This window comes from Sulfitobacter sp. M85, from assembly GCF_029285915.1.
GTDB classification, from domain to species: Bacteria; Pseudomonadota; Alphaproteobacteria; order Rhodobacterales; family Rhodobacteraceae; genus Sulfitobacter; species Sulfitobacter faviae.
The window spans coordinates 424,439-446,588 of the sequence record NZ_JABECQ010000003.1; the positions used below are offsets into that span (position 1 = coordinate 424,439).

General features: G+C 64.1%; 21 protein-coding genes and 1 tRNA gene. 10 read left to right on the top strand and 12 right to left on the bottom strand.

The window, feature by feature from the left end:
* Positions 1-69: 69 nt before the first annotated feature.
* Positions 70-1,500 (bottom strand): Glu/Leu/Phe/Val dehydrogenase, encoded by a 1,431-nt coding sequence (locus HKX24_RS08280; protein ID WP_168612392.1) that lies wholly within the window; start codon positions 1,498-1,500, stop codon positions 70-72.
* Positions 1,501-1,840: 340 nt separating this feature from the next.
* On the opposite strand from HKX24_RS08280, the gene HKX24_RS08285 reads away from it, so the two are divergent.
* From HKX24_RS08285 to HKX24_RS08295, 3 genes are read left to right on the top strand one after another with little or no spacing between them, the layout of a single operon-like run.
* Positions 1,841-3,277: a Tad domain-containing protein gene (locus HKX24_RS08285; protein WP_271691752.1), complete on the top strand. Its 1,437-nt coding sequence runs from the start codon at positions 1,841-1,843 to the stop codon at positions 3,275-3,277.
* The gene (locus tag HKX24_RS08290) at positions 3,274-3,813 is read left to right on the top strand and encodes a pilus assembly protein (RefSeq protein ID WP_276153912.1); all 540 of its coding nucleotides are present in this window, start codon (positions 3,274-3,276) and stop codon (positions 3,811-3,813) included. Before HKX24_RS08285 ends, HKX24_RS08290 begins: the two co-directional genes overlap by 4 nt.
* Positions 3,813-4,361 (top strand): hypothetical protein, encoded by a 549-nt coding sequence (locus HKX24_RS08295; protein ID WP_271691754.1) that lies wholly within the window; start codon positions 3,813-3,815, stop codon positions 4,359-4,361. The genes HKX24_RS08290 and HKX24_RS08295 overlap by 1 nt, the downstream gene beginning before the upstream one ends.
* On the opposite strand, the gene HKX24_RS08300 is transcribed toward HKX24_RS08295, so the two are convergent.
* The 5 genes from HKX24_RS08300 to HKX24_RS08320 all read right to left on the bottom strand — a co-directional run bounded on the left by HKX24_RS08300 (position 4,358) and on the right by HKX24_RS08320 (position 7,123).
* Positions 4,358-4,864 carry a hypothetical protein gene (locus HKX24_RS08300; protein ID WP_276153913.1) on the bottom strand — a complete coding sequence of 169 codons (507 nt, stop codon included), beginning with the start codon at positions 4,862-4,864 and terminating at the stop codon, positions 4,358-4,360. The genes HKX24_RS08295 and HKX24_RS08300 overlap by 4 nt on opposite strands.
* A 123-nt stretch (positions 4,865-4,987) precedes the next feature.
* On the bottom strand, positions 4,988-5,506 hold the full coding sequence (locus tag HKX24_RS08305; RefSeq protein ID WP_271691756.1) for a periplasmic heavy metal sensor: 519 nt from the start codon (positions 5,504-5,506) through the stop codon (positions 4,988-4,990).
* A gap of 1 nt (position 5,507) precedes the next feature.
* Positions 5,508-5,864, bottom strand: a complete 357-nt coding sequence (locus tag HKX24_RS08310) for a hypothetical protein (RefSeq protein WP_271691757.1) — start codon at positions 5,862-5,864, stop codon at positions 5,508-5,510.
* Positions 5,857-6,453 carry an RNA polymerase sigma factor gene (locus HKX24_RS08315; RefSeq protein WP_067264752.1) on the bottom strand — a complete coding sequence of 199 codons (597 nt, stop codon included), beginning with the start codon at positions 6,451-6,453 and terminating at the stop codon, positions 5,857-5,859. Before HKX24_RS08315 ends, HKX24_RS08310 begins: the two co-directional genes overlap by 8 nt.
* Positions 6,454-6,499: 46 nt before the next feature.
* On the bottom strand, positions 6,500-7,123 hold the full coding sequence (locus tag HKX24_RS08320) for a calcium sensor EFh (RefSeq protein ID WP_271691758.1): 624 nt from the start codon (positions 7,121-7,123) through the stop codon (positions 6,500-6,502).
* Between the two features lie 217 nt (positions 7,124-7,340).
* Here HKX24_RS08320 and HKX24_RS08325 point away from each other — a divergent pair, with 217 nt between their 5' ends.
* A complete protein-coding gene (locus HKX24_RS08325; RefSeq protein ID WP_276153914.1) occupies positions 7,341-7,757 on the top strand; it encodes a DUF983 domain-containing protein in 417 nt (138 codons plus the stop codon).
* A 42-nt stretch (positions 7,758-7,799) separates the two neighbouring features.
* The gene (locus HKX24_RS08330; RefSeq protein ID WP_271691759.1) at positions 7,800-8,495 is read left to right on the top strand and encodes an NUDIX hydrolase; all 696 of its coding nucleotides are present in this window, start codon (positions 7,800-7,802) and stop codon (positions 8,493-8,495) included.
* On the opposite strand, the gene HKX24_RS08335 is transcribed toward HKX24_RS08330, so the two are convergent.
* The 3 genes from HKX24_RS08335 to HKX24_RS08345 are packed head-to-tail and all read right to left on the bottom strand — an operon-like array spanning position 8,492 to position 11,041.
* Positions 8,492-9,412, bottom strand: coding sequence for a DMT family transporter (locus HKX24_RS08335; protein WP_271691760.1), 921 nt, complete (start codon positions 9,410-9,412; stop codon positions 8,492-8,494). The genes HKX24_RS08330 and HKX24_RS08335 overlap by 4 nt on opposite strands.
* Before the next feature lie 40 nt (positions 9,413-9,452).
* Positions 9,453-9,998, bottom strand: a complete 546-nt coding sequence (locus HKX24_RS08340) for a lipocalin family protein (RefSeq protein WP_271691761.1) — start codon at positions 9,996-9,998, stop codon at positions 9,453-9,455.
* On the bottom strand, positions 9,998-11,041 hold the full coding sequence (locus tag HKX24_RS08345) for an aldo/keto reductase (protein ID WP_271691762.1): 1,044 nt from the start codon (positions 11,039-11,041) through the stop codon (positions 9,998-10,000). The genes HKX24_RS08340 and HKX24_RS08345 overlap by 1 nt, the downstream gene beginning before the upstream one ends.
* Before the next feature lie 155 nt (positions 11,042-11,196).
* Between HKX24_RS08345 and HKX24_RS08350 the strand changes: the two genes are divergently transcribed.
* Together HKX24_RS08350 and metG are read left to right on the top strand one after the other, a co-directional pair.
* Positions 11,197-12,420, top strand: a complete 1,224-nt coding sequence (locus HKX24_RS08350) for an MFS transporter (protein WP_067267478.1) — start codon at positions 11,197-11,199, stop codon at positions 12,418-12,420.
* 70 nt (positions 12,421-12,490) lie between these two features.
* The gene (gene metG, locus HKX24_RS08355; protein ID WP_271691763.1) at positions 12,491-14,203 is read left to right on the top strand and encodes a methionine--tRNA ligase; all 1,713 of its coding nucleotides are present in this window, start codon (positions 12,491-12,493) and stop codon (positions 14,201-14,203) included.
* Between the two features lie 66 nt (positions 14,204-14,269).
* Here metG and HKX24_RS08360 read toward each other — a convergent pair whose 3' ends face one another.
* Positions 14,270-14,860 (bottom strand): PAS domain-containing protein, encoded by a 591-nt coding sequence (locus tag HKX24_RS08360; RefSeq protein ID WP_271691764.1) that lies wholly within the window; start codon positions 14,858-14,860, stop codon positions 14,270-14,272.
* A 310-nt stretch (positions 14,861-15,170) separates the two neighbouring features.
* On the opposite strand from HKX24_RS08360, the gene HKX24_RS08365 reads away from it, so the two are divergent.
* On the top strand, positions 15,171-16,712 hold the full coding sequence (locus HKX24_RS08365; protein ID WP_271691765.1) for an MHYT domain-containing protein: 1,542 nt from the start codon (positions 15,171-15,173) through the stop codon (positions 16,710-16,712).
* A 14-nt stretch (positions 16,713-16,726) separates the two neighbouring features.
* Here the strand turns inward: HKX24_RS08365 and HKX24_RS08370 are convergent.
* A tRNA-Leu gene (locus tag HKX24_RS08370) sits at positions 16,727-16,813 on the bottom strand.
* A 78-nt stretch (positions 16,814-16,891) separates the two neighbouring features.
* Complete coding sequence (locus HKX24_RS08375) at positions 16,892-17,368, bottom strand: Lrp/AsnC ligand binding domain-containing protein (RefSeq protein WP_067267484.1); 477 nt, start codon at positions 17,366-17,368, stop codon at positions 16,892-16,894.
* 107 nt (positions 17,369-17,475) lie between these two features.
* On the opposite strand from HKX24_RS08375, the gene putA reads away from it, so the two are divergent.
* Both putA and HKX24_RS08385 read left to right on the top strand, forming a co-directional pair.
* Positions 17,476-20,892 carry a bifunctional proline dehydrogenase/L-glutamate gamma-semialdehyde dehydrogenase PutA gene (putA, locus tag HKX24_RS08380; RefSeq protein ID WP_271691766.1) on the top strand — a complete coding sequence of 1,139 codons (3,417 nt, stop codon included), beginning with the start codon at positions 17,476-17,478 and terminating at the stop codon, positions 20,890-20,892.
* 26 nt (positions 20,893-20,918) lie between these two features.
* On the top strand, positions 20,919-22,070 hold the full coding sequence (locus HKX24_RS08385) for an amidohydrolase (protein WP_271691767.1): 1,152 nt from the start codon (positions 20,919-20,921) through the stop codon (positions 22,068-22,070).
* Positions 22,071-22,150: the final 80 nt, after the last annotated feature.

Here is a 22,150-nt window from a genome sequence, read left to right on the forward strand (position 1 = left end):
AGCCCCCGGACGGCAAAAGGGGCGCAGGACGCCCCTTTTTCGGTCACTTCAAGAGAGGCAATACGCCCCTCAAAGCCCCTTGGCGTGATAGCTCGCCGCGACCTTCTCAATCGAGACGAGATAGGCCGCCGTGCGCAGATCATCGACATCGTCGCGGCTGTGCCAGACATGGGCCATCGCCTCATAGGCCGTGCGCATCGTGTCATCGAGACCGGAGCGGACCAGTTCCAACTCCCCCGCACCGCGCAGGTACTTCTCTTTGAAGTCGGGGCTCAGCGTCCAGCCGAGGTCCTTATCCGCGCTCAGCCGCTCAAGCTCATCCACCACCAGCTGGTGACGCGATTCCTCGGCGCGGCGCTGCATGCGGCCGAAGCGGATGTGGCTGAGGTTCTTGACCCACTCGAAGTAAGAGACCGTCACACCGCCTGCGTTGGCATACATATCAGGCACGATCACCGTGCCCTTTTTGCGCAGCACCTCATCCGCCCCGGCGGTCACCGGACCGTTCGCGGCTTCGATGATCAGGGGGGCCTTGATACGCTCGGCATTGGTGAGGTTGATCACCCCCTCAAGTGCGGCGGGGATCAGGATATCGCAGTCCGCTTCCAGAAACTTGGCGCCATCCTCTTCGAACTTCGCATCGGCATAGCCTTTGATGGTGCCATGCTTTTCGATCCACTTGTGCACCGCCTCGACGTTCAGCCCGTCTTCGCTGTGCAGTGCACCGTCGCGTTCGATGATCGCGGTGATCTTCGCGCCATCCTCTTCGCTCAGGAACTTGGCGGCGTGATAGCCCACGTTGCCGAGACCCTGAATGATGACCCGCTTGCCGTCGAGCTTGCCGGAAAGGCCCGCTTTCTTCAGACCCTCGGGATCGCGGAAGAAGGCTTGAAGCGCATATTGCACACCACGGCCTGTCGCCTCGGTCCGGCCTTGGATGCCGCCCGCGTTGATCGGCTTGCCGGTGACACAGGCCACACCGTTGATGTCGGTGGTGTTCATGCGTTTGTACTGGTCCGCGATCCAAGCCATCTCACGCTCGCCGGTGCCCATATCGGGCGCGGGCACGTTCTGCGCGGGGTGGATCATGTCGCGTTTGATCAGCTCATAGGCGAAACGCCGGGTGATCAATTCAAGCTCATGTTCATCGTAGTCGCGCGGATCGATGCAGAGCCCGCCTTTGGAGCCGCCAAAGGGCGCCTCCACCAGCGCGCATTTATAGGTCATCAGCGCGGCCAGCGCTTCGACCTCGTTCTGGTTCACGGCCATGGAATAGCGGATACCGCCTTTGACGGGCTCCATATGTTCGGAATGGACCGAACGGTAGCCGGTGAACGTATGCATTCGGCCCCGCAGACGCACGCCGAAACGCACCGTGTAGGTGGCGTTGCAAACGCGGATTTTCTCTTCGAGACCGGGCGGCAAATCCATCAGCGCGACCGCGCGGTTGAACATCAGGTCCACACTGTCGCGGAAACTCGGCTCATTGGCTGGATTCATCGGTCTCTCCTCTTCTTGTCCGGTCGCGGTCCCTTTGTTTGCGGGCGCGACTCATCTGGCTGCCCTAGGGGCATGCAGTCGCACCGTAGGACGCCTCATAGCGGGGCGCGACCCAATTCCTCGCGATTTGCGAAACTTTATCAACCGTGGGTAGGGGCGGCCCGCGCCACCCTCCCCGCCCGGTGGAAATCGGTCCAAAACGCCCCCGAAAACCGCCCCCAAGCGCCGCCTATTGCCCCAGACGTGCCAAACTCTGGACACTTTCCCGCAGCACAACAGGGCAAGGCAAATGCCGCCCATTCCCTTTGGCGCCCGCAGGACGCCAAAGGAAGAGAGGTTGATGACGATGCGCGATAGCACTCACAGTTCGGGAAATCCCCCGCAGCCCCTGCCCGCGCTGCTGCGCCGCTTCGCACGCGAAGAAGACGGGCTGGTCACGGTCTTTGCCATTCTGATGATCCTGCTGATGATCCTCATGGGCGGCATCGGCGTGGACCTGATGCGCCATGAACGCGAACGCGCAAGGGTGCAAGCAGTGGCCGACCGCGCCGTGCTGGCGGCGGCTGACCTTGACCAGACGCTCAGCCCCGAGGCCGTGGCCCGCGATTATTTCGACAAGGCGGGGCTGGCCGAATATGTATCCAGCGTAACGGTCGACGAAGGGTTGAACTACCGCCGCGTTACCGTCGATGCCTCGCGCACGCTCAACACGATGTTCATGACCAAATTCGGCCAAGACCGGCTGCATGTCCCTGCCAAATCTACGGCGGAGGAAAAGGTGAACAAGGTCGAGATTTCCATGGTGCTCGATATCTCGGGCTCCATGCGGGAGAACGGCAAGATGGCCAACCTCCATGACGCGAGCGACGCCTTCATCGACACCGTGCTCAAGCCCGAGAACGCGGACCTGATCTCAATCTCCGTCGTGCCCTATACCGCGCAGGTCAACGTCGGGAAGGACATCATGGATGAGTTGAACGTCACCCAGTTGCATTCCTTCTCCCATTGCGTTGATTTCGACGACAGCGAGTTTGACCTCACCGCCATCAGCCAGACCCGAAGCTATGAGCACATGCAACACTTCGAGGCGGGCTATAGCTGGAACGGCTATCATCGCGACAACACCGGCCGTTATGACAACATCTACAACCCCGGCTGCCCGAAGCAGGATTACGAAGAAATCGCGCCCTATTCGCAGAACGCCACCGCGCTGAAAGCCCGGATTTCCAATTTCCAGCCCCGCGCGAACACCGCCATTCATCTGGGCATGAAATGGGGCGTGGCGCTGCTCGACCCGTCCTTCCGCGCGATCAATCAAGCCATCGGTGGCGATGCGGCCTTCCAAGGGCGCCCGGCTGACTACAGCGATATCGACACGCTGAAAACGGTGATCCTGATGACTGACGGGGTGAACGTGACCACCCGCCGGATCAACCGCCAAGTCTACGCCAACCGGGACCACTACCGCCATTGGAGCGATTACCCCTTCTACTGGTGGCTGAACCGCAATGTCCGTTCAAGCGAGCGTCACCGCTGGTACTGGACGAAATACAGCGCATCGCAGGCCGACGCCCTGCTCGACAACATCTGCGACGCGGCCAAGGCCAAGGGCATCGTAATCTGGTCGATCGGCTTTGAAGTGACCGACCATGGCGCCTCGGTGATGAAGAACTGCGCCTCCTCCGACAGCCATTTCTTCCGCGTCGAAGGGGTCGAGATCGTCAGCGCATTCGAGGCCATCGCCCGCCAGATCAACCAGTTGAGGCTGACGCAATGATACAGCGCTGCATCAAGGCATGGCGCCGGTTTCGCGGCGATGAGGACGGCTCGGCCATGTTGATGGAATTCGCCATCCTGTCGCCGCTGCTGTTCGGCTGCTTGCTCATGTCCGTCGAGATGAGCTTTTACGCCATCCGCCACATGTTCCTTGACCGGGGGCTCGACATGACGGTGCGCTACATCCGGCTGAACACCAATACCCCGATGACGCATCAGACCATCAAGGACAAAATCTGCGAGGCCGCGATCTTCTTGGATGACTGCGAAGAGACCCTGCGCCTTGAGATGATCCGCGTGGACCCGCGCGATTTCGCCAGCTTCGACCAGTCGCCCGATTGCGTCGACACTTCCGAAGACCCCAGACCGGTGCGCGGCTGGATTCTTGGGGTCGAACATCAGTTGATGCTGCTGCGCGCCTGCGCGCGGTTTGAGCCCTTCTTTCCGACCACCGGCCTTGGCTATGCCCTTGAGAAAGACGGCGCGGGCCGTGTTTCCATGGTCTCAAGCGCGGCCTTCGTGCAGGAGCCGAATTGATGCGCGTTTTCTGCAGTTTGCTGGCCCGGTTCAAAGGGCGCGAGGACGGCTCCATCGCCGTTGAGACGGTGATCATGTTGCCGCTGATGTTCTGGGCCTATCTGGCCATGTATTCGACCTTTGACACCTTCCGGATGTACAACCTCAACCAGACGGCGGCCTATACCGTGGGCGATGCCATCTCGCGCGAGACGCAGGCGATTGACGCGGACTATCTCCAAGGGATGCAAGAACTGTTCGAGTATCTCACCCGGGGCACCGGGCAAACCGCGATACGGGTCAGCTCGCTTTGGTATGACGCGGAAAACAACCGCTATCAGGCCGATTGGTCGCAGGTACGCGGCACGGTTGAGCCGTTGACCAGCGACGATGTGCGCAATTGGCATGACAAACTGCCCGTCATGCCCGACAACGAACGTGTCACGCTGGTCGAGACATGGCGCGACTTCGAGCCACTGTTCAAAACCGGGTTGGAGCGGCGCGACATTCACAACTTCGTCTTCACCCGCCCGCGCTATGCGCCACGCACGGTCTGGTCGGACGGTTAAGCGGCCTCACGCTCGGCCAGTTTGGCGCGGATGATCTCGGCAATCAGCTTGGTTTCATTGGCCGGGGTCATGCCGCCCACGCCGATCCGGCGGCCAAGGCTCCACCACAGGCCCAAGCGCCAGCCCCGCGCCACGCGGCGGTTGGTCTTGAGCAGGAAACCGTTCGAGGGTTTGACCCCGAAAGCACCCTGATCGATGCGCGCGATTTCGTCCATGCGGACGATCACCCGGCCATCGGCATCGCGCAGCGCCTCTTCGGTCAGTTCCACCGCGCTGGCGGTGGCGCGGCGCATCACCTCGGCAATCGCGATAAAACCAAGCCCCACCAGCACCAGCACGGTCTGCCAGATCGGATCGGGGGAGCGGGTCAGTGCGGAATAGATCAGCAGCAACCCCAGCCCCGCCAGTGACAACAGCCCCACCGCCCGCCGCGCGGGTGACGCCTTGGCCGTGGCCAGCACGGTCTCCGCGTCGCTGTGCATCATCTGAGAGGTGTCGGTCATGGGCCGGGCTTTCTAAGGGGCAAGGGGCCGGTTAACGCCGCCCCCTGCCGGGGTCATTCGCCCTCGGCCTAGCCCGCCGTCCGGCAAAGGGCAAGACCGGGCACCGGGCGGCACCCGACCCGCTCACCGTTCGGGCTTGCCGTCGCGTTTGCCTTTCTTGCGGGGCGGCCCCGCTTCCAGCCGCTGTTGCAGCTTGTCGGCATAGTCTTGACGGGCGGCGGCATCCATCGCGCTGACCTCGGCCAACCACGCCTCATGGGCGACCTGCTGAACACTGGCTGCGGCCTCGCCTTGGGCGGCAAGCACCGCCGCGGCGACATCGGCCTCAAACGGCTCGGCCCGAAGCGCGGCGAGCATTTCGTCATAAAGCGCGCGGCGCGCATCCCGATCAAGGTGATGCGCCTTGCCGCTGGCGCGCATCTTGCTATGCAGTTCGTGCCGTGTCTCGGGCGGCAGCGTCTGTACATAGGGCGAGGCATAGCTGCGCAGCCCCGGCAAATCGCCAGCGCCACGCGGCCCCGGCCCGCCATGACGCCACATCGCCCCGCCAAGCGCGCCGAGGATCATCACGTTCAACGCCAGCGACAGGCCAAGGGCCACCCGCATGAGGCGCCTGCGCCGCGGTGTCGGATCCTGTGTCATCTCAACTTTCCTCCATGTCCCAGCCAAATCCACCGAATTCGCTGCCTGTGTCAGCCGCCGTGAGGTCCGAAGTCTCGGTCTCCCATGTGCCGGTCACGAACTGCCCGGCCAAATCCGGCATGCCTTCGGGCGGTGCCACTCCGACCCAAACCCCGACAGCCGCGGCAGTGGCAAGACCGCTCAGCCCCGCCGCACCGCCCAAGAGTTGCCAGAGCGCCTGATGCCACGGCTGGCGCGGCGCTTTGGGCATATGCGCTTCGGCATCAGCCAGAACGCGGGCCTGCAAATCGGCCGAGACCTGTGGCGGATTGGCCCGGGCCGCGGCAAAGAAATCTTCCAGATCGTCGACGTCACTCATTTTCAAACCCCAATGCGTCCCGTTGTGCCGACAGTTGCGCGGCCAATGCCCGTTTGCCCCGCGCGGTCAGGCTTTCCACCGCTTCGACCCCGATGCCCAGCACCTCGGCGATCTCGGGATTGGCCATACCGTCGATATGGCGCAACACCACCGCTTGCCGCTGGCGGTCGGGCAAAGTGGCCAGCGCCTGTTGCAGCGCGTCCACACGGGCGGCCTGCTGCATCTGCTGCGCGGCACCGGGGGTCGGATCGGCAGGTTCCGCCACATCATCGAGCCCGGACACCCCCGCCCCCCGGCGGCGCAGACGGTCGGTGCAGAGGTTGGCCACGACACGGTAAAGCCAAGTGGTCACCTTGGCCTCGCCCCTGCGCCACTTCGGCGCCTGACGCCAGAGCCGCAGCATCGCCTCTTGGGCCACATCCTCGGCCTCGGCCCGGTCACCGAGCACCCGCAGCGCATGGCCGTGGAGGCGCGGCACCAGCCGCGCGGTCAGCAACCGCGCCGCCGCCGCATCGCCATTGGCATAGCGTTGCAACAACTCGGCATCCGCATCTTGCTGCGCGTTGGGCAAATCCTGCATCCCGTCCATGGCTAAGGTCCGGGCGCGCCATGATCAAGCGCGCCCGAGGCTTCATTTAGTCGCGCTGCGGCTTGTCATGGTCCATTTTGTCACCCTTATGGTGCCGCTTGCCATGCATTTTTTTCGCCGCTTCAAACTCTTCGGCGCTGACGCTGCCGTTACCGTCTTTGTCCAGACGCTCGAACATCTTGGCCGGATCGTGGCGCTGCGTCATCTCTTCCATCGAGAGTTTGCCGTCGTCATTGGCGTCCATGCGCTCGATCATGCGGGCGCCCTTGTCACCGCCCTTATCACCGCCCTTATGACCGTGCTTGCCGCCCTCTTTGCCGCCGCGCTTGCCACCGTGTTTATCGCCCATGGCTTCCAATTCGGAGGCGTCGAGGCTGCCGTTGCCGTCGGTGTCGAAACGCTCAACCATCTTGGCGGCGCGATCGGCGCGGCGTGCATCGCCTGCGGCCTTCAGCTCTTCGCCGGTCACGAAACCGTCGCCATCGGCATCAACCTTGGCAAAACGCGCCTCGGCATGGGCCTGAAACTCTGCCTGCGTGATCGCACCGTTGCCATCTGCGTCAAGCTGCTGGAACCGGTCCTGCCCGTTTGGTTGGGCGGTGGCGGCCACGGCACCCACGGCCAACAATCCGCTGAGGGCTGCGATCTTCATATTGGTACGAATGGTCATCTTGATACTCCTCGTTTTTTAAAGATCGTCTCACGCTTTTGCGCCGCGATCACAGGGTCAAACGGCGGAGCCCGAAACTTCCGTCGCAGGTTTTCAAACTTTTTTTCGAAGAATTGGCAAAGCCCCGCCCTGCGCGACATGGCGCCGCAACGGCAACCTCCGGTCTTTTCATTTGACGCCCCAGACTGCATCTATCCCTCAACCAGAGGATCGCCCCATGTCACAGACCCAGCAATTGTCCCCCGACACCGCAGAGACCGACGCCAGCGAAGAGCGGCCCCGCCTGCCTGCCATGCTGCGCGGTTGGCGTGGCAAATGCCCCTCCTGCGGGGGCGGAGAGCTGCTGCATGGCTATCTGAAAGTGAACGACGACTGCGCAGTCTGCCTTCAGGAATTCCACCACCACCGCGCCGATGACGGCCCGGCCTATCTGACCATTCTGCTGGTCGGTCACCTTTTGGCACCGGGGCTGCACATCGCCTATGTGGTCTGGCGGCCCGAACCTCTGACCCTGTTCACCATTTTTGCGGTTGGCTGCACGGCGCTGTCGCTTTACCTTCTGCCCAGACTGAAGGGGGCCATGATCGGCTTTCAATGGGCCAAAAGGATGGGCGGCTTCGGCCGGTCAAGCTAAGGCGGCCTGCCCTTCGGCCCCTGACTGCCGGAGCGCTACCGCATGACCATCGACAAGACCAAAATCCGCAACGCCGCCACGGTGATCGTGCTGCGCGACCGCCATGAGACCCCGCATATCCTGATGGGGCAACGCGGGGCCAAGGCGGCCTTCATGCCGAATAAATTCGTCTTTCCCGGCGGGGCGGTGGACGCGGGCGATGCCCATGTGCCCCTTGCCGCACCGGTGAACGCGCTTTGCCACGGCAGGCTTTGTGATGATGCCGAACCGTCGCTCGCCCATGCCATCGCCGTTGCCGCCATTCGTGAGCTTTGGGAAGAGACCGGTTTGGTGCTGGGCCGCAAGGGCGCATGGCAGGGGGATGTGCCGCCCGACTGGCAGAGCTTTGCAGCCACGGGCCATTTGCCCGATGCCTCCGCCCTGCAATTCGTGTTTCGCGCCCTGACACCGCCGGGCCGCCCGCGCCGTTTCGACGCGCGTTTCTTTCTGGTGGATGCCGACGACATCGCCAGCGACCCCGATGATTTTGACGCCGCCTGTGATGAGCTGTCACATCTGCAATGGGTGCCGCTAAGCCGGGCGCGGTCTTTCGACATGCCCTTCATCACCGAGGTCGTATTGGCCGAGGTCGCCGCCCGGGCGCGTGACACCAGCCCGCCTGCCTCGGTCCCGTTTTTCAAGAACAACGACGAAGAAAGCCTGTTCCTGCGTCTGCATGGCCGCCCGATGTCGGGCTAGGTCACCAAAACCAGCATCAGGATCGAGACCGCCAGCACCGCCATGCCCGCCCACTCCCGGCGCGAAATCCGCTCGCGAAAGAACAGGGTCGTGGCGGCGATGCTTAGCATCAGTTCGACCTGCCCCAAGGCTTTCACATAGGCCGCGTTTTGCAGGGTGAAGGCGATGAACCAACAGAGCGACCCGCCCATCGAGGTCAGCCCGATCCAAACCGCCACCCGCCGCGCGGCCCAGACCCGGCGCATCTGCCCCGGTTCGCGCAGGCGTAGCCAAAGCGCCATGATCAACGTTTGCATCAGCACCACCGCGGCCAAAGTCACCCCCGCCCGCAACAGCGGATCGCCCGAGGCCACGGCGAGCGAAGCGCCGCGATAACAGACTGCCGAGATCGCGAAGAGAAAGCCCGAGGCGATGCCCAGCCCCGCCGCACGGTTGCGCAGATCGCTAAGGCGCAGCCCCCGCGCCTCGGCCCCGCCGGACAGCAACAGCAGCCCCAGCACGCCAAGGGCGATGGCCGCAAAGCCCGCGCCCGAAACACCCTCGCCCAGCACGATCCAGCCCATCAGCACGGTCTGGATCACTTCGGTCTTCTTGAAAGTGATGCCCACCGCGAAATTGCGCTGCTTGAACAACAGTACCACGCAGACCGTCGCCATGATCTGCGCCGTGCCGCCCATCGCCCCGTACAGCCAGAAGCCCGCCTCAAGCGGCGGCACCCCCTGCCCGCTCAGCGCCAGATAGAGCGGCAGCAACAGCGCCACGAAGGGCGCGGAATAGAGAAACCGCGAAAAGGTCGCCCCGCCTGCCGAAAGCGTATCGGTCGCCAGATGCTTTTGCAGCATGAAGCGCCCGGTCTGAAAGACGGCGGCGGCAAGGGTGACAAGGATCCACAGATCGGGGGCGAAAGCACTGTCCATAACAGCCTATAGGCCGAAGGCGGGCGGCAGGGCCAGTGCCTTAGGGCCTCATCTTTAGGGCCCCGAGGTCATAGCCGTTGAAGGCCAAGATCTCCTGCGCGGCGGCGATCCGGTCCGCCCCGCCTGTCACCTGTCGGTCAAGGATCCAGCCATATCCGCCATCGGGGCTGCCGATGACCGCCGTGCGGAACCCTTCGTCGACCCAAAGCACCCAGAAAGGCCGCTCGGCCCCGCCGACGGCGGCGCGCATCGTGTAACGGCCCGGCCCCTTTGCGCTCAGCGCCCAAAGAGTGCGGGTGTTACGGCATCCGGCGCTGTCGCAGGTCTGGCGCTGTTCAATCAGGGTCGGCCCTTCCGGCGCGAAGGTCACGGCCTGCAGGTCGGCGTCACCGGGGAATGCGGCCCGGACCTGCCAATCGCCGCCAAAGCGCGCTGCGTCATAGCGGCTGGTGGCCCCGATCAAAGCCTCCGCATCTCGAAACCCGGTCTGCGCGGGCGGTGCCTCACCGCCACTACATGCCGCGAGGGCGCCCAAGAGCAGCAACATGGCCCCCCGCCGCGCCAGATGCATCCCAAGGCGGGCCATCAATAGGGCATCGGATGGGCTTTATGCGCCGCGTCAAGGTCGGTCATCACCTCATCGCTCAAGGTCAGCTCCGCCCCGCCAAGCGCCACGTCAAGCTGCTCAAGGCTGGTCGCGCCAAAGATCACTGAGCCCATGAAGGGCCGTGTCGCACACCATGCCAGCGCCATCTGCACCGGGTCGAGCCCATGTTTCTCGGCCACGTCAAGATAGGCCGCGACCGCCTCAAAGGCGCGGGGGGTGACCCGACCGCCCAGATCTTCGTTCAGCGACAGACGCGACCCGGCGGGGACCTTCCCGCCCTGATATTTCCCGGTCAGCAACCCCGCGGCCAGCGGAGAGAAGGCCAGCATGTCAATCTGCTCATTGATGCAGGTCTCGGACACATCGGTATCGGCCAGTCGGCACATCAGCGAATATTCGTTCTGCACCGAGATCGGGCGCGGCCCGCCCACCCGTTCGGCCACGGCAGCCCATTGGGTCAACCCCCAAGCGCTTTCGTTGCTGAGGCCAAAGGCGCGGATCGTCCCACGTTCGACCTCACGTTGCAGCGCGCCGAGCGTGTCTTCCATATGCGCAATGGTCTCGGCCCGGTTCTGGTTCGACGGGTCGTAGTGCCAGTTCTTGCGGAACATATAGCTGCCGCGGTTGGGCCAGTGGAATTGATAAAGGTCGATGTGATCCGTCTGCAAGCGCTTCAGCGAGCCTTCGATGGCGCCGGGGATCGTGTCGGAGGAAATCGGCGCGCCGTCGCGGGCGTGCTGCATCCCCTCGCCGGAGTGTTTGCTGGCCAGAACCACCTCGTCCCGGCGCTTGTCGCGGGCGAACCATTGGCCGATGATCTCTTCCGTCCGGCCAATCGTCTCGGCGCTGATCGGGTTCACGGGGTACATCTCGGCAGTGTCGATGAAGTTGATCCCGGCCTCCAGCGCGCGGTCGATCTGCGCATGGCCCTCCTCGGCGGTGTTCTGGGTGCCCCATGTCATGGAGCCCAAACAGAAATGCGAGACCTCGATATCGCTTGAGCCGAGCTTTTTCATCTTCATCTTGTGGTCCTCGCTTGTGATTTGCCCGCAACCTAGCCGCCTGCCCGGCCTTCGCAAGGGCAATTGCCCCGCGCCGATCCTAGCACCCCGACAAAAGCGCAGCCCCGGTAGTTTTCGGCCTTCCGTTTGGGCAGCAATGGACGCAATCTGCGCCCATGCGCCTGCTCATATCCTTCGCCGCCCTATTCTTCTCGGTCATCCTCCTGCAACTCTCCACCGGAGGTGTGGGGCCGATTGACGTGCTGTCAGGCGCCCAGCTTGGGTTCAGCCGACAGGAAATCGGTATGCTTGGCTCGGCGCATTTTCTGGGGTTCTTCATCGGCTGCTGGTGGGCACCTCGGTTGATGGGCAGCGTCGGCCACAGCCGCGCCTTTGCGGCCTTCACCGCCGCCGGATCAATCGGCCTGATGGCGCATATGATGGTGGTGGACCCCTACGCATGGGGGCTGATGCGTGTCGCGTCAGGCATGTGCGTGGCGGGCTGCTATACGGTGATCGAAGCATGGATGCAGGCCAAAGTCACCAATGAGACCCGCGGGCGCACCATGGGCGTTTACCGGGTGGTGGACATGAGCGGCTCGCTCGCCGCGCAGTTGATCGTGGGCGTGCTCGCCCCGGCGTCTTACGTCTCTTACAACCTGCTGGCCATCGGCTGCTGTGCCGCCCTCTTGCCGCTGACGCTGACCAAGGTTCGCCCGCCCGAAACACCCAGCCAGCCACGGCTGCGCCCACGCCTCGCCTTTGACCGCTCGCCACTGGCGGCGGCGGGGGTCATCGTGGCCGCCGTCTCCAGCGCGTCTTTCCGGATGGTCGGGCCGATCTACGGCCAAGAAGTCGGCCTCAGCGCGCCGCAGATCGCGTGGTTCCTCGCCGCCTTCGTGCTCGGCGGTGCGCTTGCGCAATATCCCATGGGGATGCTGGCCGATAAGTTCGACCGCCGCTGGGTGCTGATCTGGCTCTCGGTCGCCGCGATGGGCGGCTGTGCGGTCACCGTGATGGGCGCGGGCTATGGCACGGCGGGGATCATGCTCTCCGCCGGGCTCTTCGGCGCCACGACCTTTCCGATCTATTCGGTCTCTGCCGCCCATGCCCATGACTTTGCCAGTTCCGACGAGCGGGTAGAGCTTTCCGCCGCCCTGATGTTCTTTTTCGCTCTGGGAGCCATCGGCGCGCCCTATCTCGCCTCGGTCCTGATCGACAATTTCGGCGCGGCGGCGCTTTTCGCGATGATCGCGGCGGCGCATGGGGGCCTGGTGGTCTTTGGCCTTGCCCGGATGCGCGCGCGCCCCACCTTGGCCGAGCGGACGCCCTACGTCTACGCCCCACGGACCAGCTTTCTCATCGGGCGGCTCTTGGGCCGCGCGCGGGACCGCGATTGACCGGTCCCGTCTTTTGCTGGAACTGGCGCAGCCCTTGCGATAAGGCTGCGCCAAGCACGGGAATATTTATATGACACGCCACCTCATCACCTCCGCCATCCCCTATATCAACGGGATCAAACATCTGGGTAACCTCGTGGGCAGTCAGCTGCCTGCGGACCTCTACGCGCGCTATCAGCGTGGCCGGGGGCAGGATGTTCTGTTCCTCTGCGCCACGGACGAGCACGGCACCCCCGCCGAGCTTGCCGCCGCGAAAGCGGGCAAGCCGGTCGATGAATATTGCGCCGAGATGTATGAAACACAGGCTCGCATCGCCGAAGGGTTCGGCCTATCCTTCGATCACTTTGGTCGCTCGTCCAGCCCGCAGAACCGCAAGCTCACCCAGCATTTTGCCGGTGCCCTGGCGGACCGCGGGCTGATCGAAGAGGTCTCCCAACGGCAGATTTATTCGCCGACCGACGGGCGCTTTCTGCCCGACCGCTATGTCGAGGGCACCTGCCCCAACTGCGGGTTCGAGGATGCGCGCGGCGATCAATGCGACAATTGCACCAAGCAGCTTGACCCCGAAGACCTGATCAACCCGCGCTCGACCATCTCGGGCGCTACTGATCTCGAGATGCGCGAGACGAAGCACCTGTTCCTCAAGCAAAGCCAGCTCAAGGACGAGCTCGACGCTTGGATCGACAGCAAGACCGACTGGCCCGTGCTGACCACCTCCATCGCCAAGAAATGGCTGCATGACGGCGACGGGCTGCAAGACCGCGGCATCACTCGCGACCTGAGCTGGGGCGTGCCGGTGAAACGCGGCGATCAGGATTGGCCGGGCATGGAGGGCAAGGTCTTCTACGTCTGGTTCGACGCGCCCATCGAATACATCGCCTGCGCGCAGGAATGGGTCGATGCGGGCAAAGGCACCGATTGGGAAAGCTGGTGGCGCACCGACAAGGGCGCCGAGGACGTGCGCTACACCCAGTTCATGGGCAAGGACAATGTCCCCTTCCACACGCTCAGCTTCCCCGCCACGATCAAGGGCTCGGGCGAGCCATGGAAGCTGGTGGATTACATCAAGTCCTTCAATTACCTCAATTATGACGGCGGTCAGTTCTCCACCTCGCGCGGGCGCGGCGTCTTCATGGATCAGGCGTTGGAAATCCTGCCGGCGGATTACTGGCGCTGGTGGCTCTTGAGCCATGCGCCCGAGACCTCGGATGCCGAATTCACTTGGGAAAACTTTCAAGCCTCGGTGAACAAGGACTTGGCCGACGTGCTGGGCAACTTCGTCAGCCGGATCACCAAGTTCTGCCGCTCCAAATTCGGCGAAGCGGTGCCCGAGGCCGGTGAATACGGCGAGGCGGAGCAGACGCTGATCGAAGACATCACCGCCCGCGTCGCCCGTTACGAGACGTTGATGGAGGCGATGGAGGTCCGCAAATCCGCCGCCGAACTGCGCGGCATCTGGGCGGCGGGCAACGAATATCTGCAAGCCCAAGCGCCTTGGACCACCTTCAAGACTGACCCCGACCGCGCGGCGGCGCAGGTGCGGCTGGCGTTGAACCTGATCCCGCTCTACGCCGTGCTTTCGGCACCCTTCATCCCCACGGCCTCGGCCTCGATGCTGGCGGCGATGAAGGTCGACGACATGCCCTGGCCCGACGATGTGCCCGCGGCCTTGGGCAAGCTTGCCCCCGGCCACGGCTTTGAAGTGCCCGAGGTGCTTTTTGCTAAGATCAGCGATGAGGACCGGGAAAGCTGGGCCGAACGTTTCGCCGGTAAGCGCGACTGATCAGAAATCTAGGAACAGCGGCGCGGGTTATGCGCCGCTGTTTCGTTCTACGGCGAAGGCGCTCGGCTAACCGCGCCGCGCGCGCTTTCCGCCTGAGACCGCGCGCACTGGCCCCACGCCATTCGCCGCCGCTTCGACACCCCGAAACCGGAGGCCATGCCCCCGCCCTTCGGGATCCCGCTCCGCCGTGAGCCATCCGTGGACAATGCGGGCCGTCTCCTCCCCCGGGTGCATTTGAAAGCCGCCCTGCGGCGCCAGCCCCTCAAGCGCCTGCGCCCAAAGCGTGCCGATCTCAGCCCCATCGCAAAGCCGCGGCCCGAACAGATCGCTGATATGCTGCCCGATCAGACAATCCCCCAGCCCATAGGTGACACCGCAGGCCGCCTCATTGGCATGGCAAACGCGCCCATCGGGAGTGAATACCACGTCGATTTCGGCCATATCGGCTTTCACGGGGGATAGGATGGGCTCACCCGCGGCCCCCTTCCCGCCCGCGGGGCCGAGAGAGGGCACAAGCGCCCCGCGAAGCCCTGCCTTGGGCCGACCATCAAGGTTCTGCCTAAACATGCGCCGCTCTGCCGCGAAAACGATGGAGATGAGCGGGAGTTGCCCTGAGGTAAGGCTGTCCTCCGCAGCAGCGGTATCTCCGTCTGACATGCTCCCCCTCTCACGCGGCCCGTTGGGCCCCGACGCGCCGCACCGCACAGCAGAACCCGACCTCCGAAAAGCATAGCCCCGCAGACAAAAAACCATGCGCCGTAAGAGGTTAAACGATCGCCCTCCTTTCCCTGAACCTGCCATCTGCCGCCTCTGCCTCATCCCGCCCCACTGCCGACCTGGGGGAGGATTAGCGGCAAGATCTTACCACGGAGTTAAAAAATGTAGGCACAGTGTGAGCTTGCGAGAGACTTATTTTCGCCCTATTCCGACAGCAATTAACCAAGTGTTAATATCAGATAGGATAAAGATGTTCCGGGTCGCCCATACAATTCATCACGATCACGACCTCGGGCTCGTGCTGCTTGCAGCACTTCTTTGTATCTTTGGCAGCTGGGTGGTGGCACGGCTCTATCGGCATGTACTTGAACAGCCGCGCCGCCAAGCGTTGATTTGGTGCTATCTGACCGCGATGACAGCGGGGGTGACGATCTGGTGCACCCATTTCATCGCGATCCTTGCCTATCAGCTCGACGCGCCGGCGACGTTCCATTTCTCGCTCACCTTCCTGTCGCTGATCATCGCCATCGTCGGCTCGATCTTGGGCGTCGTCATCGCCGGGCTGCTCAAATCCCGGCGGGCCACGGTTCTGGGCGGGACGATCTTTGGGCTGGCGATTTCGGCCATGCATTATACCGGCATGGTAGCCTATCGCGTGCAGGGTGCGATCCATTGGGACATGGGCTATCTGACCGCCTCCGTCATCATCGCGGTTGTCCTTGCAACCCTCGCGCTTGGCGCAGCGGGCCGTGGGGGCAAGGGCAGCGTGCTGTGGATGACCGCGCTTTTGGCGCTGGCGATCATCCTGCTTCATTTCACCAGCATGGCCGCCTTTCAGGTCACCCCGGTCGCCGCGCAGCCGCTCTATGCCAACCCCGTCGAGTACAGATTAATCGCGCTGATCGTGGCCGGGACCGCGGCCATCATCGCGCTGGCCGCTCTTTTTAGCTACGTCGTCGAAAACCGCACCCGCAACGAAAGCGTCGAGGAACTGCGAAAGGCCCGCGATGCCGCCGAAAGCGCCAGCCGGGCGAAATCGGAATTCATGAGCGTGCTCAGCCACGAATTGCGCACCCCGCTCACCATCGTCATCGGCTACGCCAGCTTCCTGTCGGAACTTAAACGCCACAACCTCGCCAAGCTGGGCCCGGATGAAAAACCGGAGTCCGAGCATTTCACCAAGATGGGCGATCAGGCGGAACTCTACGGCCAGCGCATCAAATTCGCGGGCGGGCAATTGTTGACCATTATCAACGACATCCTCGACTATACGAATATGGAGTTAAACGACCTCGCGCTGGACAAAACCGCCTTCGACACCCGCGCGCTTTTGAAGGAAGTGGTCGAAGAGCACCACGGCGCCGCGCATGACAAGACCGCCACGCTGCATATCGACACCCCGCCCCTCACCGTCACCGCCGACCGCCGCCGCAGCCTGCAATTGTTGGGACATATCGTCGGCAACGCGCTGAAATTCTCCAAGGCGCGGGACATCTATCTGCGTGCGCGCCTGCACGCGGGCGGGTTTGTTTTCGAGGTCGAAGACAATGGCGTCGGCATCGCCGCGCAGGATCTGGACCGCATTTTCGAGGCTTTCACCCAGATCGAAGACGCCGATGACCGCGCCGAGGGCGGCACCGGGCTGGGGCTTGCGATCTGCAAGAAACTTGCCCTCGCCCATGGTGGCGACATCACGGTCAAAAGCACGCTCGGTCAGGGGACGACCTTTACCGTCTTCATCCCCGGCGCCACGCAATTGGCAGAGCCTGCGACGCTGGCGCAGGCAAGCTAAGTCTTTGAAAACAGTGGTGCGGGCGGTGGGACTCGAACCCACACGGGGCTACGCCCCAACAGATTTTAAGTCTGGTATGTCTACCATTCCATCACGCCCGCATCGGGGCGCACAATAAGCATCACGCGGGCGGTGTAAATGGGCGAATGCCCCCGGCCCCATGGTTCTAGCACGATGCTTCAGGCCGTATCGGCCAGCATGGTTTCCTTCACCGCCTCCATCGCCACATAGGTCGAGGTGCTGGCCACATGCGGCAGGGTTGAAATCACCTCTCCCAGAAAGCGGCGATATTCCGACATGTTCCGCGTGCGCACCTTAATCAGATAGTCGAAATGGCTCGCGATCATATGGGCCTGTTCGATCTCTGGCACCTTGGCCACGGCGAGGTTGAAGGCCCGCAAGGCCGCCTCGCGCGTGTCGTTCAGGCGCACCTCGACAAAGGCGACGTGATCCAGCCCCAGCCGGATCGGGTCCAAAAGGGCGCGATAGCCAAGGATCACGCCGCTTTCCTCCAACCGGCGCAGACGCGCTTGGGTGGGGGATTTCGACAGGCCGATGCGGCGGGCAAGATCGGTGATGCTGATGCGCCCGTCCTCGGCCAACACCGATAGAATCGCGCTGTCGAACCGGTCCAGATTGAAAAGTTCATTTGACATGCGATTTCCCGCTAGTTCGGTCATAACGACCATGATAAAATACATATTAAGTCGATTAACCTTCTCAACATGCGGTATTCTGGTCCAAACATCAACTGGAGCTTGCCATGGCCCTCGATCACGCCCCCGCCCTTCGCCAAACCATCGACGCGCGCACCTATGCCGAGCCTGACGCGCTGCTGACCGAGCTCAAGGCACAGGCCGATCTTTCGCCCGAGGACCGCGCCAAGATCACCGCCGATGCGGCGGGTCTGGTGCGTGACATCCGCGGCACCTCGGCCCCCGGCATGATGGAAGTCTTCCTTGCCGAATACGGGCTCAGCACCGAGGAAGGCGTGGCGCTCATGTGTCTGGCCGAAGCGCTGCTGCGCGTGCCGGATGCCGAGACCATCGACGCGCTGATCGAAGACAAGATCGCGCCCTCCGATTGGGGCCGTCACATGGGGCATTCGACCTCCAGCCTCGTCAACGCGTCGACATGGGCGCTGATGCTGACGGGCCGCGTGCTGGACGACGACCAGCCCGGCCCGGTGCGCCACCTGCGGGCGGCGATCAAACGTCTGGGCGAGCCGGTGATCCGCACCGCCGTCAGCCGCGCCATGCGCGAAATGGGCCGCCAGTTCGTGCTGGGTGAGGACATTCAGGGCGCGATGAAACGCGCCCGCGGAATGGAAAAGAAGGGCTTCACCTATAGCTACGACATGCTGGGCGAAGCCGCGCGCACCGAGGCTGATGCCAAGCGCTACCATCTCAGCTATTCCCGCGCGATCTCGGTCATTGCAGATGCCTGCACCCATGACGACATCCGCAAGAACCCCGGCATTTCGGTCAAGCTCTCGGCCCTGCACCCGCGTTACGAGTTGGCGCAGGAAGAGGCCGTGATGCGCGATCTGGTGCCGCGCCTGCGGGCGCTGGCGCTCTTGGCAAAATCCGCCGGCATGGGCCTCAATATCGATGCAGAGGAGGCCGACCGTTTGGCACTCTCGCTCGAGGTGATCGACACGGTGATGGGCGAGCCTGCCTTGGCCGGCTGGGACGGTTTCGGCGTGGTCGTGCAGGCCTACGGCCCCCGCGCCGGCGTGGTAATCGACACGCTCTACGACATGGCGCAGCGTCATGACCGCCGCATCATGGTGCGACTGGTGAAAGGCGCCTATTGGGACACCGAGATCAAGCAAGCGCAGGTCGAGGGGATCGACGGATTCCCGGTCTTCACCCGCAAGGCCGCGACGGATGTGAGCTATATCGCCAACGCCCGTAAGCTCTTGGGCATGACCGACCGCATCTACCCGCAGTTTGCCACCCATAACGCCCATACCGTCGCCGCCGTGCTGCATATGGCCGACGATCCCGAGGCTTACGAGTTCCAACGCCTGCACGGCATGGGCGAGACCCTGCATGACATCGTCATGCAGAAACACGGCACCCGCTGTCGCATCTACGCCCCCGTGGGCGCGCACCGTGATCTGCTGGCCTATCTCGTCCGGCGTCTCTTGGAGAACGGGGCGAACTCCAGCTTCGTGAACCAGATCGTTGACGAGGACGTGCCGCCCGAAGTCGTGGCCGCCGATCCCTTCGACCAACTTCAGGATAACGCCCCAACGATCCCGAAAGGGCCGGAGGTGTTCCAACCGCAGCGCGCCAATGCGCGCGGCTTCGATCTGGCGCATACCCCAACCCTCGCTGCGATCGAAGAAGCCCGTGCGCCCTTTGCGGACGCCATATGGGAAGCCGCACCGCTACTGGCGGGCGAAGCTGCGCCCGAGGCGGCTGAAACCGTCGCCAACCCTACCGGGGGTGCCTCCCCCGGGACCGTGCGCCCTGCCTCCAAGGCCGATGTGGCCACGGCGCTCGACACTGCCGCGCCTTGGGACGCGCCTCTCAACACCCGCCGCGACACGCTTTTGCGCGCCGCCGACATGCTCGAGGACCGCTACGGCGAGATCTTCGCCATCCTCGCCCGCGAGGCTGGCAAGGGTCTGCCCGACTGCGTGGCCGAATTGCGTGAGGCGGTGGATTTCCTGCGCTACTACGCAGGTCAAGCCACCAACGAGCCGCCCGCGGGCCTCTTCACCTGCATCTCGCCGTGGAACTTCCCGCTGGCGATCTTCTGCGGGCAGGTCGCGGCAGCACTGGCCCCAGGCAATGCCGTACTGGCCAAACCGGCCGAGCAAACCCCGCTGATCGCACAGCTTGCCGTCAAAGTGCTGCATGAAGCCGGCGTGCCGCGCGCGGCGCTGCAACTGCTGCCGGGCGGCGGCGAGGTGGGCGCGGCACTCACGGGCGACGCCCGCGTCAACGGCGTGGCATTCACCGGCTCCACCGCCACCGCCCTGCGCATCCGCGCCAATATGGCCGAGCATTGCGCCCCCGGCACCCCGCTCATCGCCGAGACCGGCGGCCTCAACGCCATGATCGTCGACAGCACCGCCCTGCCCGAGCAGGCCGTGCAGGCCATCGTCGAAAGTGCCTTCCAGTCCGCGGGCCAGCGCTGCTCCGCCGTGCGCTGCCTCTACGTGCAGGAGGACATCGCCGAGGACCTGATCACCATGCTGAAGGGCGCAATGCAGGCGCTGCGCATGGGCGATCCGTGGCATCTGTCGACAGACGTGGGCCCGGTGATCGACGAAGCTGCGCGCAAGACCATCGTGGATCATATCGAAACCGGCCGCGCCGAGGGCCGGTTGATCGCCGAGTTGAAGGCGCCCGAAGACGGCACTTTCGTCGGTCCGGCGATCCTGCGGGTGAACGGTATCAGCGATATGACACGCGAAATCTTCGGTCCGGTGCTGCATGTGGCGACCTTTAAGAGCCACGAGCTTGACGACGTTATCGACGCGATCAACGCCACTGGCTATGGCCTGACCTTCGGCCTACACACGCGGATCGACGACCGGGTGCAGCATGTCTCCGAGAGGATCGAGGCGGGCAACATCTACGTCAACCGCAACCAGATCGGCGCCATCGTCGGCAGCCAGCCTTTCGGCGGCGAGGGTCTCTCGGGCACCGGGCCTAAGGCGGGCGGGCCGAACTACCTGCCGCGTTTCGCCGCCCCCGATCATCAGGAGGCTTCCGGCACATGGGACAGCGCGCAGCAGAGCCTGCCCGCCTTGCCCGCGCATCAGCCAACCGTTCTAGAGACCCAGTCAATGCCCGGACCCACCGGCGAGAGCAACCGCCTGTCGACCCTGCCCCGCCCCGCGCTTCTCTGCATGGGCCCGGGGGCCGAGACGGCGGCGGCGCAGGCCAAAGCCGTGCGCGCCCTCGGCGGCGTGGCGGTTGAGGCCACAGGCCCCATCGACCCCGAAGCGCTCACCACCGGCCCGGCCTATGGCGGCGTGCTCTGGTGGGGCGATGAGGAGACGGCGCGGCAAATCGACAAGGCGCTGGCGGCCCGCGAGGGGGCGATCATCCCGCTTCTGCGCGGCAAGCCCGACACCGCGCGCGTCCGTGCCGAGCGCCATGTCTGTGTTGACACCACCGCCTCGGGCGGCAATGCACAGCTCTTGGGGATGATGGCCTGAACGGGCCGCGCAATTAGGGGAGCGCCATGCTGACGAACCGCGATATCGAAGAGTTGACGCAGTTTCGCAGGGCGCTCCACCAATACCCCGAGATTTCGGGCGAGGAAGTGGAAACCGCCCGGACCATCGCGGCGGAACTGGAAAAGCTCGCGCCTACGCGCATCCTCACCGGCCTTGGCGGGCATGGGGTAGCGGCGGTTTTCGACAGCGGCAGCCCCGGCCCCACGGTGCTTTTCCGCGCGGAACTCGACGCCCTGCCAATCCCCGAGGAACATGACATTCCTTGGGTCTCCAAAGTGCCGGGCAAGTCCCATGTCTGCGGCCACGACGGCCATATGACCATGCTCTTGGCGCTCGGCCGGATGATGGCGCGCCGCCCCGTCGCAAAGGGCCGCGTGGTGCTGATGTTCCAACCCGCCGAGGAGGATGGCAGCGGCGCGCGGGCGGTGGTGAACGACCCCAGCTATGCCGAGATCGCCGCCGATTACGCCTTTGCCATCCATGTCGAGCCGGGCCGCCCCTTTGGCCATGTCGACACCGCGCCCGCGCTGATCAACTGCGCCTCGAAGGGCATCTCCGTCACCCTGCACGGCAAGACCGCCCATGCCGCCAGCCCCGAAGACGGCACCTCCCCTGCGCCTGCGCTGGCCGAATTGATCCCGGCGCTGCAAGCGCTCGGCCCCGGCGGGCCGCTTGATGATGACTTCCGCCTCGTCACCCTCACCCATCTGCGCATGGGTGAGCCGACCTTTGGCGTCGCCCCGGGCGAAGCGGCGCTCTACGCCACCCTGCGCAGCACCCGCGACGCGGCGCTGGCCGAGATCGAAGCGGCCCTGCGCGCCGAAGTCGCCCGCGTGACCGAGGCCCATGGGCTGACGGCAGCTTTCGCGGAATCAGACCATTTCGCCGCCTCCATCAATCACCCCGAAGCCTACGCGATCGCCGCCGCGGCGATGGACGCGCTCGGCGTGTCACACGGGCAGAAAAACCTGCCGATGCGCGCCTCCGAGGATTTCGGCCTGTTCGGGCGCGATGCCAAGGCCGCAATGCTCTGCCTCGGCCCCGGCGAGGGCTATGCCGCCCTGCACAACCCCGATTACGACTTCCCCGATGATCTGATCCCCGTGGGCGCCGGTATTTTTGAGCGGATCGCGCGGGATTTGCTCGGTTCCGCTTGACAGATGCCCCGGCGGGCGCAGCTAACTGCGCTGATCCCTCCGCCGCTTGACGCTGCGGACGACTTGGCAAAGGCTGGCCC

Coding starts and splice junctions, on each gene's coding strand:
- HKX24_RS08280 (WP_168612392.1), bottom strand. CDS start 1,500: ATGAATCCAGCCAATGAGCCGAGTTTCCGCGACAGTGTGGACCTGATG.
- HKX24_RS08285 (WP_271691752.1), top strand. CDS start 1,841: ATGACGATGCGCGATAGCACTCACAGTTCGGGAAATCCCCCGCAGCCC.
- HKX24_RS08290 (WP_276153912.1), top strand. CDS start 3,274: ATGATACAGCGCTGCATCAAGGCATGGCGCCGGTTTCGCGGCGATGAG.
- HKX24_RS08295 (WP_271691754.1), top strand. CDS start 3,813: ATGCGCGTTTTCTGCAGTTTGCTGGCCCGGTTCAAAGGGCGCGAGGAC.
- HKX24_RS08300 (WP_276153913.1), bottom strand. CDS start 4,864: ATGACCGACACCTCTCAGATGATGCACAGCGACGCGGAGACCGTGCTG.
- HKX24_RS08305 (WP_271691756.1), bottom strand. CDS start 5,506: ATGACACAGGATCCGACACCGCGGCGCAGGCGCCTCATGCGGGTGGCC.
- HKX24_RS08310 (WP_271691757.1), bottom strand. CDS start 5,864: ATGAGTGACGTCGACGATCTGGAAGATTTCTTTGCCGCGGCCCGGGCC.
- HKX24_RS08315 (WP_067264752.1), bottom strand. CDS start 6,453: ATGGACGGGATGCAGGATTTGCCCAACGCGCAGCAAGATGCGGATGCC.
- HKX24_RS08320 (WP_271691758.1), bottom strand. CDS start 7,123: ATGACCATTCGTACCAATATGAAGATCGCAGCCCTCAGCGGATTGTTG.
- HKX24_RS08325 (WP_276153914.1), top strand. CDS start 7,341: ATGTCACAGACCCAGCAATTGTCCCCCGACACCGCAGAGACCGACGCC.
- HKX24_RS08330 (WP_271691759.1), top strand. CDS start 7,800: ATGACCATCGACAAGACCAAAATCCGCAACGCCGCCACGGTGATCGTG.
- HKX24_RS08335 (WP_271691760.1), bottom strand. CDS start 9,412: ATGGACAGTGCTTTCGCCCCCGATCTGTGGATCCTTGTCACCCTTGCC.
- HKX24_RS08340 (WP_271691761.1), bottom strand. CDS start 9,998: ATGGCCCGCCTTGGGATGCATCTGGCGCGGCGGGGGGCCATGTTGCTG.
- HKX24_RS08345 (WP_271691762.1), bottom strand. CDS start 11,041: ATGAAGATGAAAAAGCTCGGCTCAAGCGATATCGAGGTCTCGCATTTC.
- HKX24_RS08350 (WP_067267478.1), top strand. CDS start 11,197: ATGCGCCTGCTCATATCCTTCGCCGCCCTATTCTTCTCGGTCATCCTC.
- metG (WP_271691763.1), top strand. CDS start 12,491: ATGACACGCCACCTCATCACCTCCGCCATCCCCTATATCAACGGGATC.
- HKX24_RS08360 (WP_271691764.1), bottom strand. CDS start 14,860: ATGTCAGACGGAGATACCGCTGCTGCGGAGGACAGCCTTACCTCAGGG.
- HKX24_RS08365 (WP_271691765.1), top strand. CDS start 15,171: ATGTTCCGGGTCGCCCATACAATTCATCACGATCACGACCTCGGGCTC.
- HKX24_RS08375 (WP_067267484.1), bottom strand. CDS start 17,368: ATGTCAAATGAACTTTTCAATCTGGACCGGTTCGACAGCGCGATTCTA.
- putA (WP_271691766.1), top strand. CDS start 17,476: ATGGCCCTCGATCACGCCCCCGCCCTTCGCCAAACCATCGACGCGCGC.
- HKX24_RS08385 (WP_271691767.1), top strand. CDS start 20,919: ATGCTGACGAACCGCGATATCGAAGAGTTGACGCAGTTTCGCAGGGCG.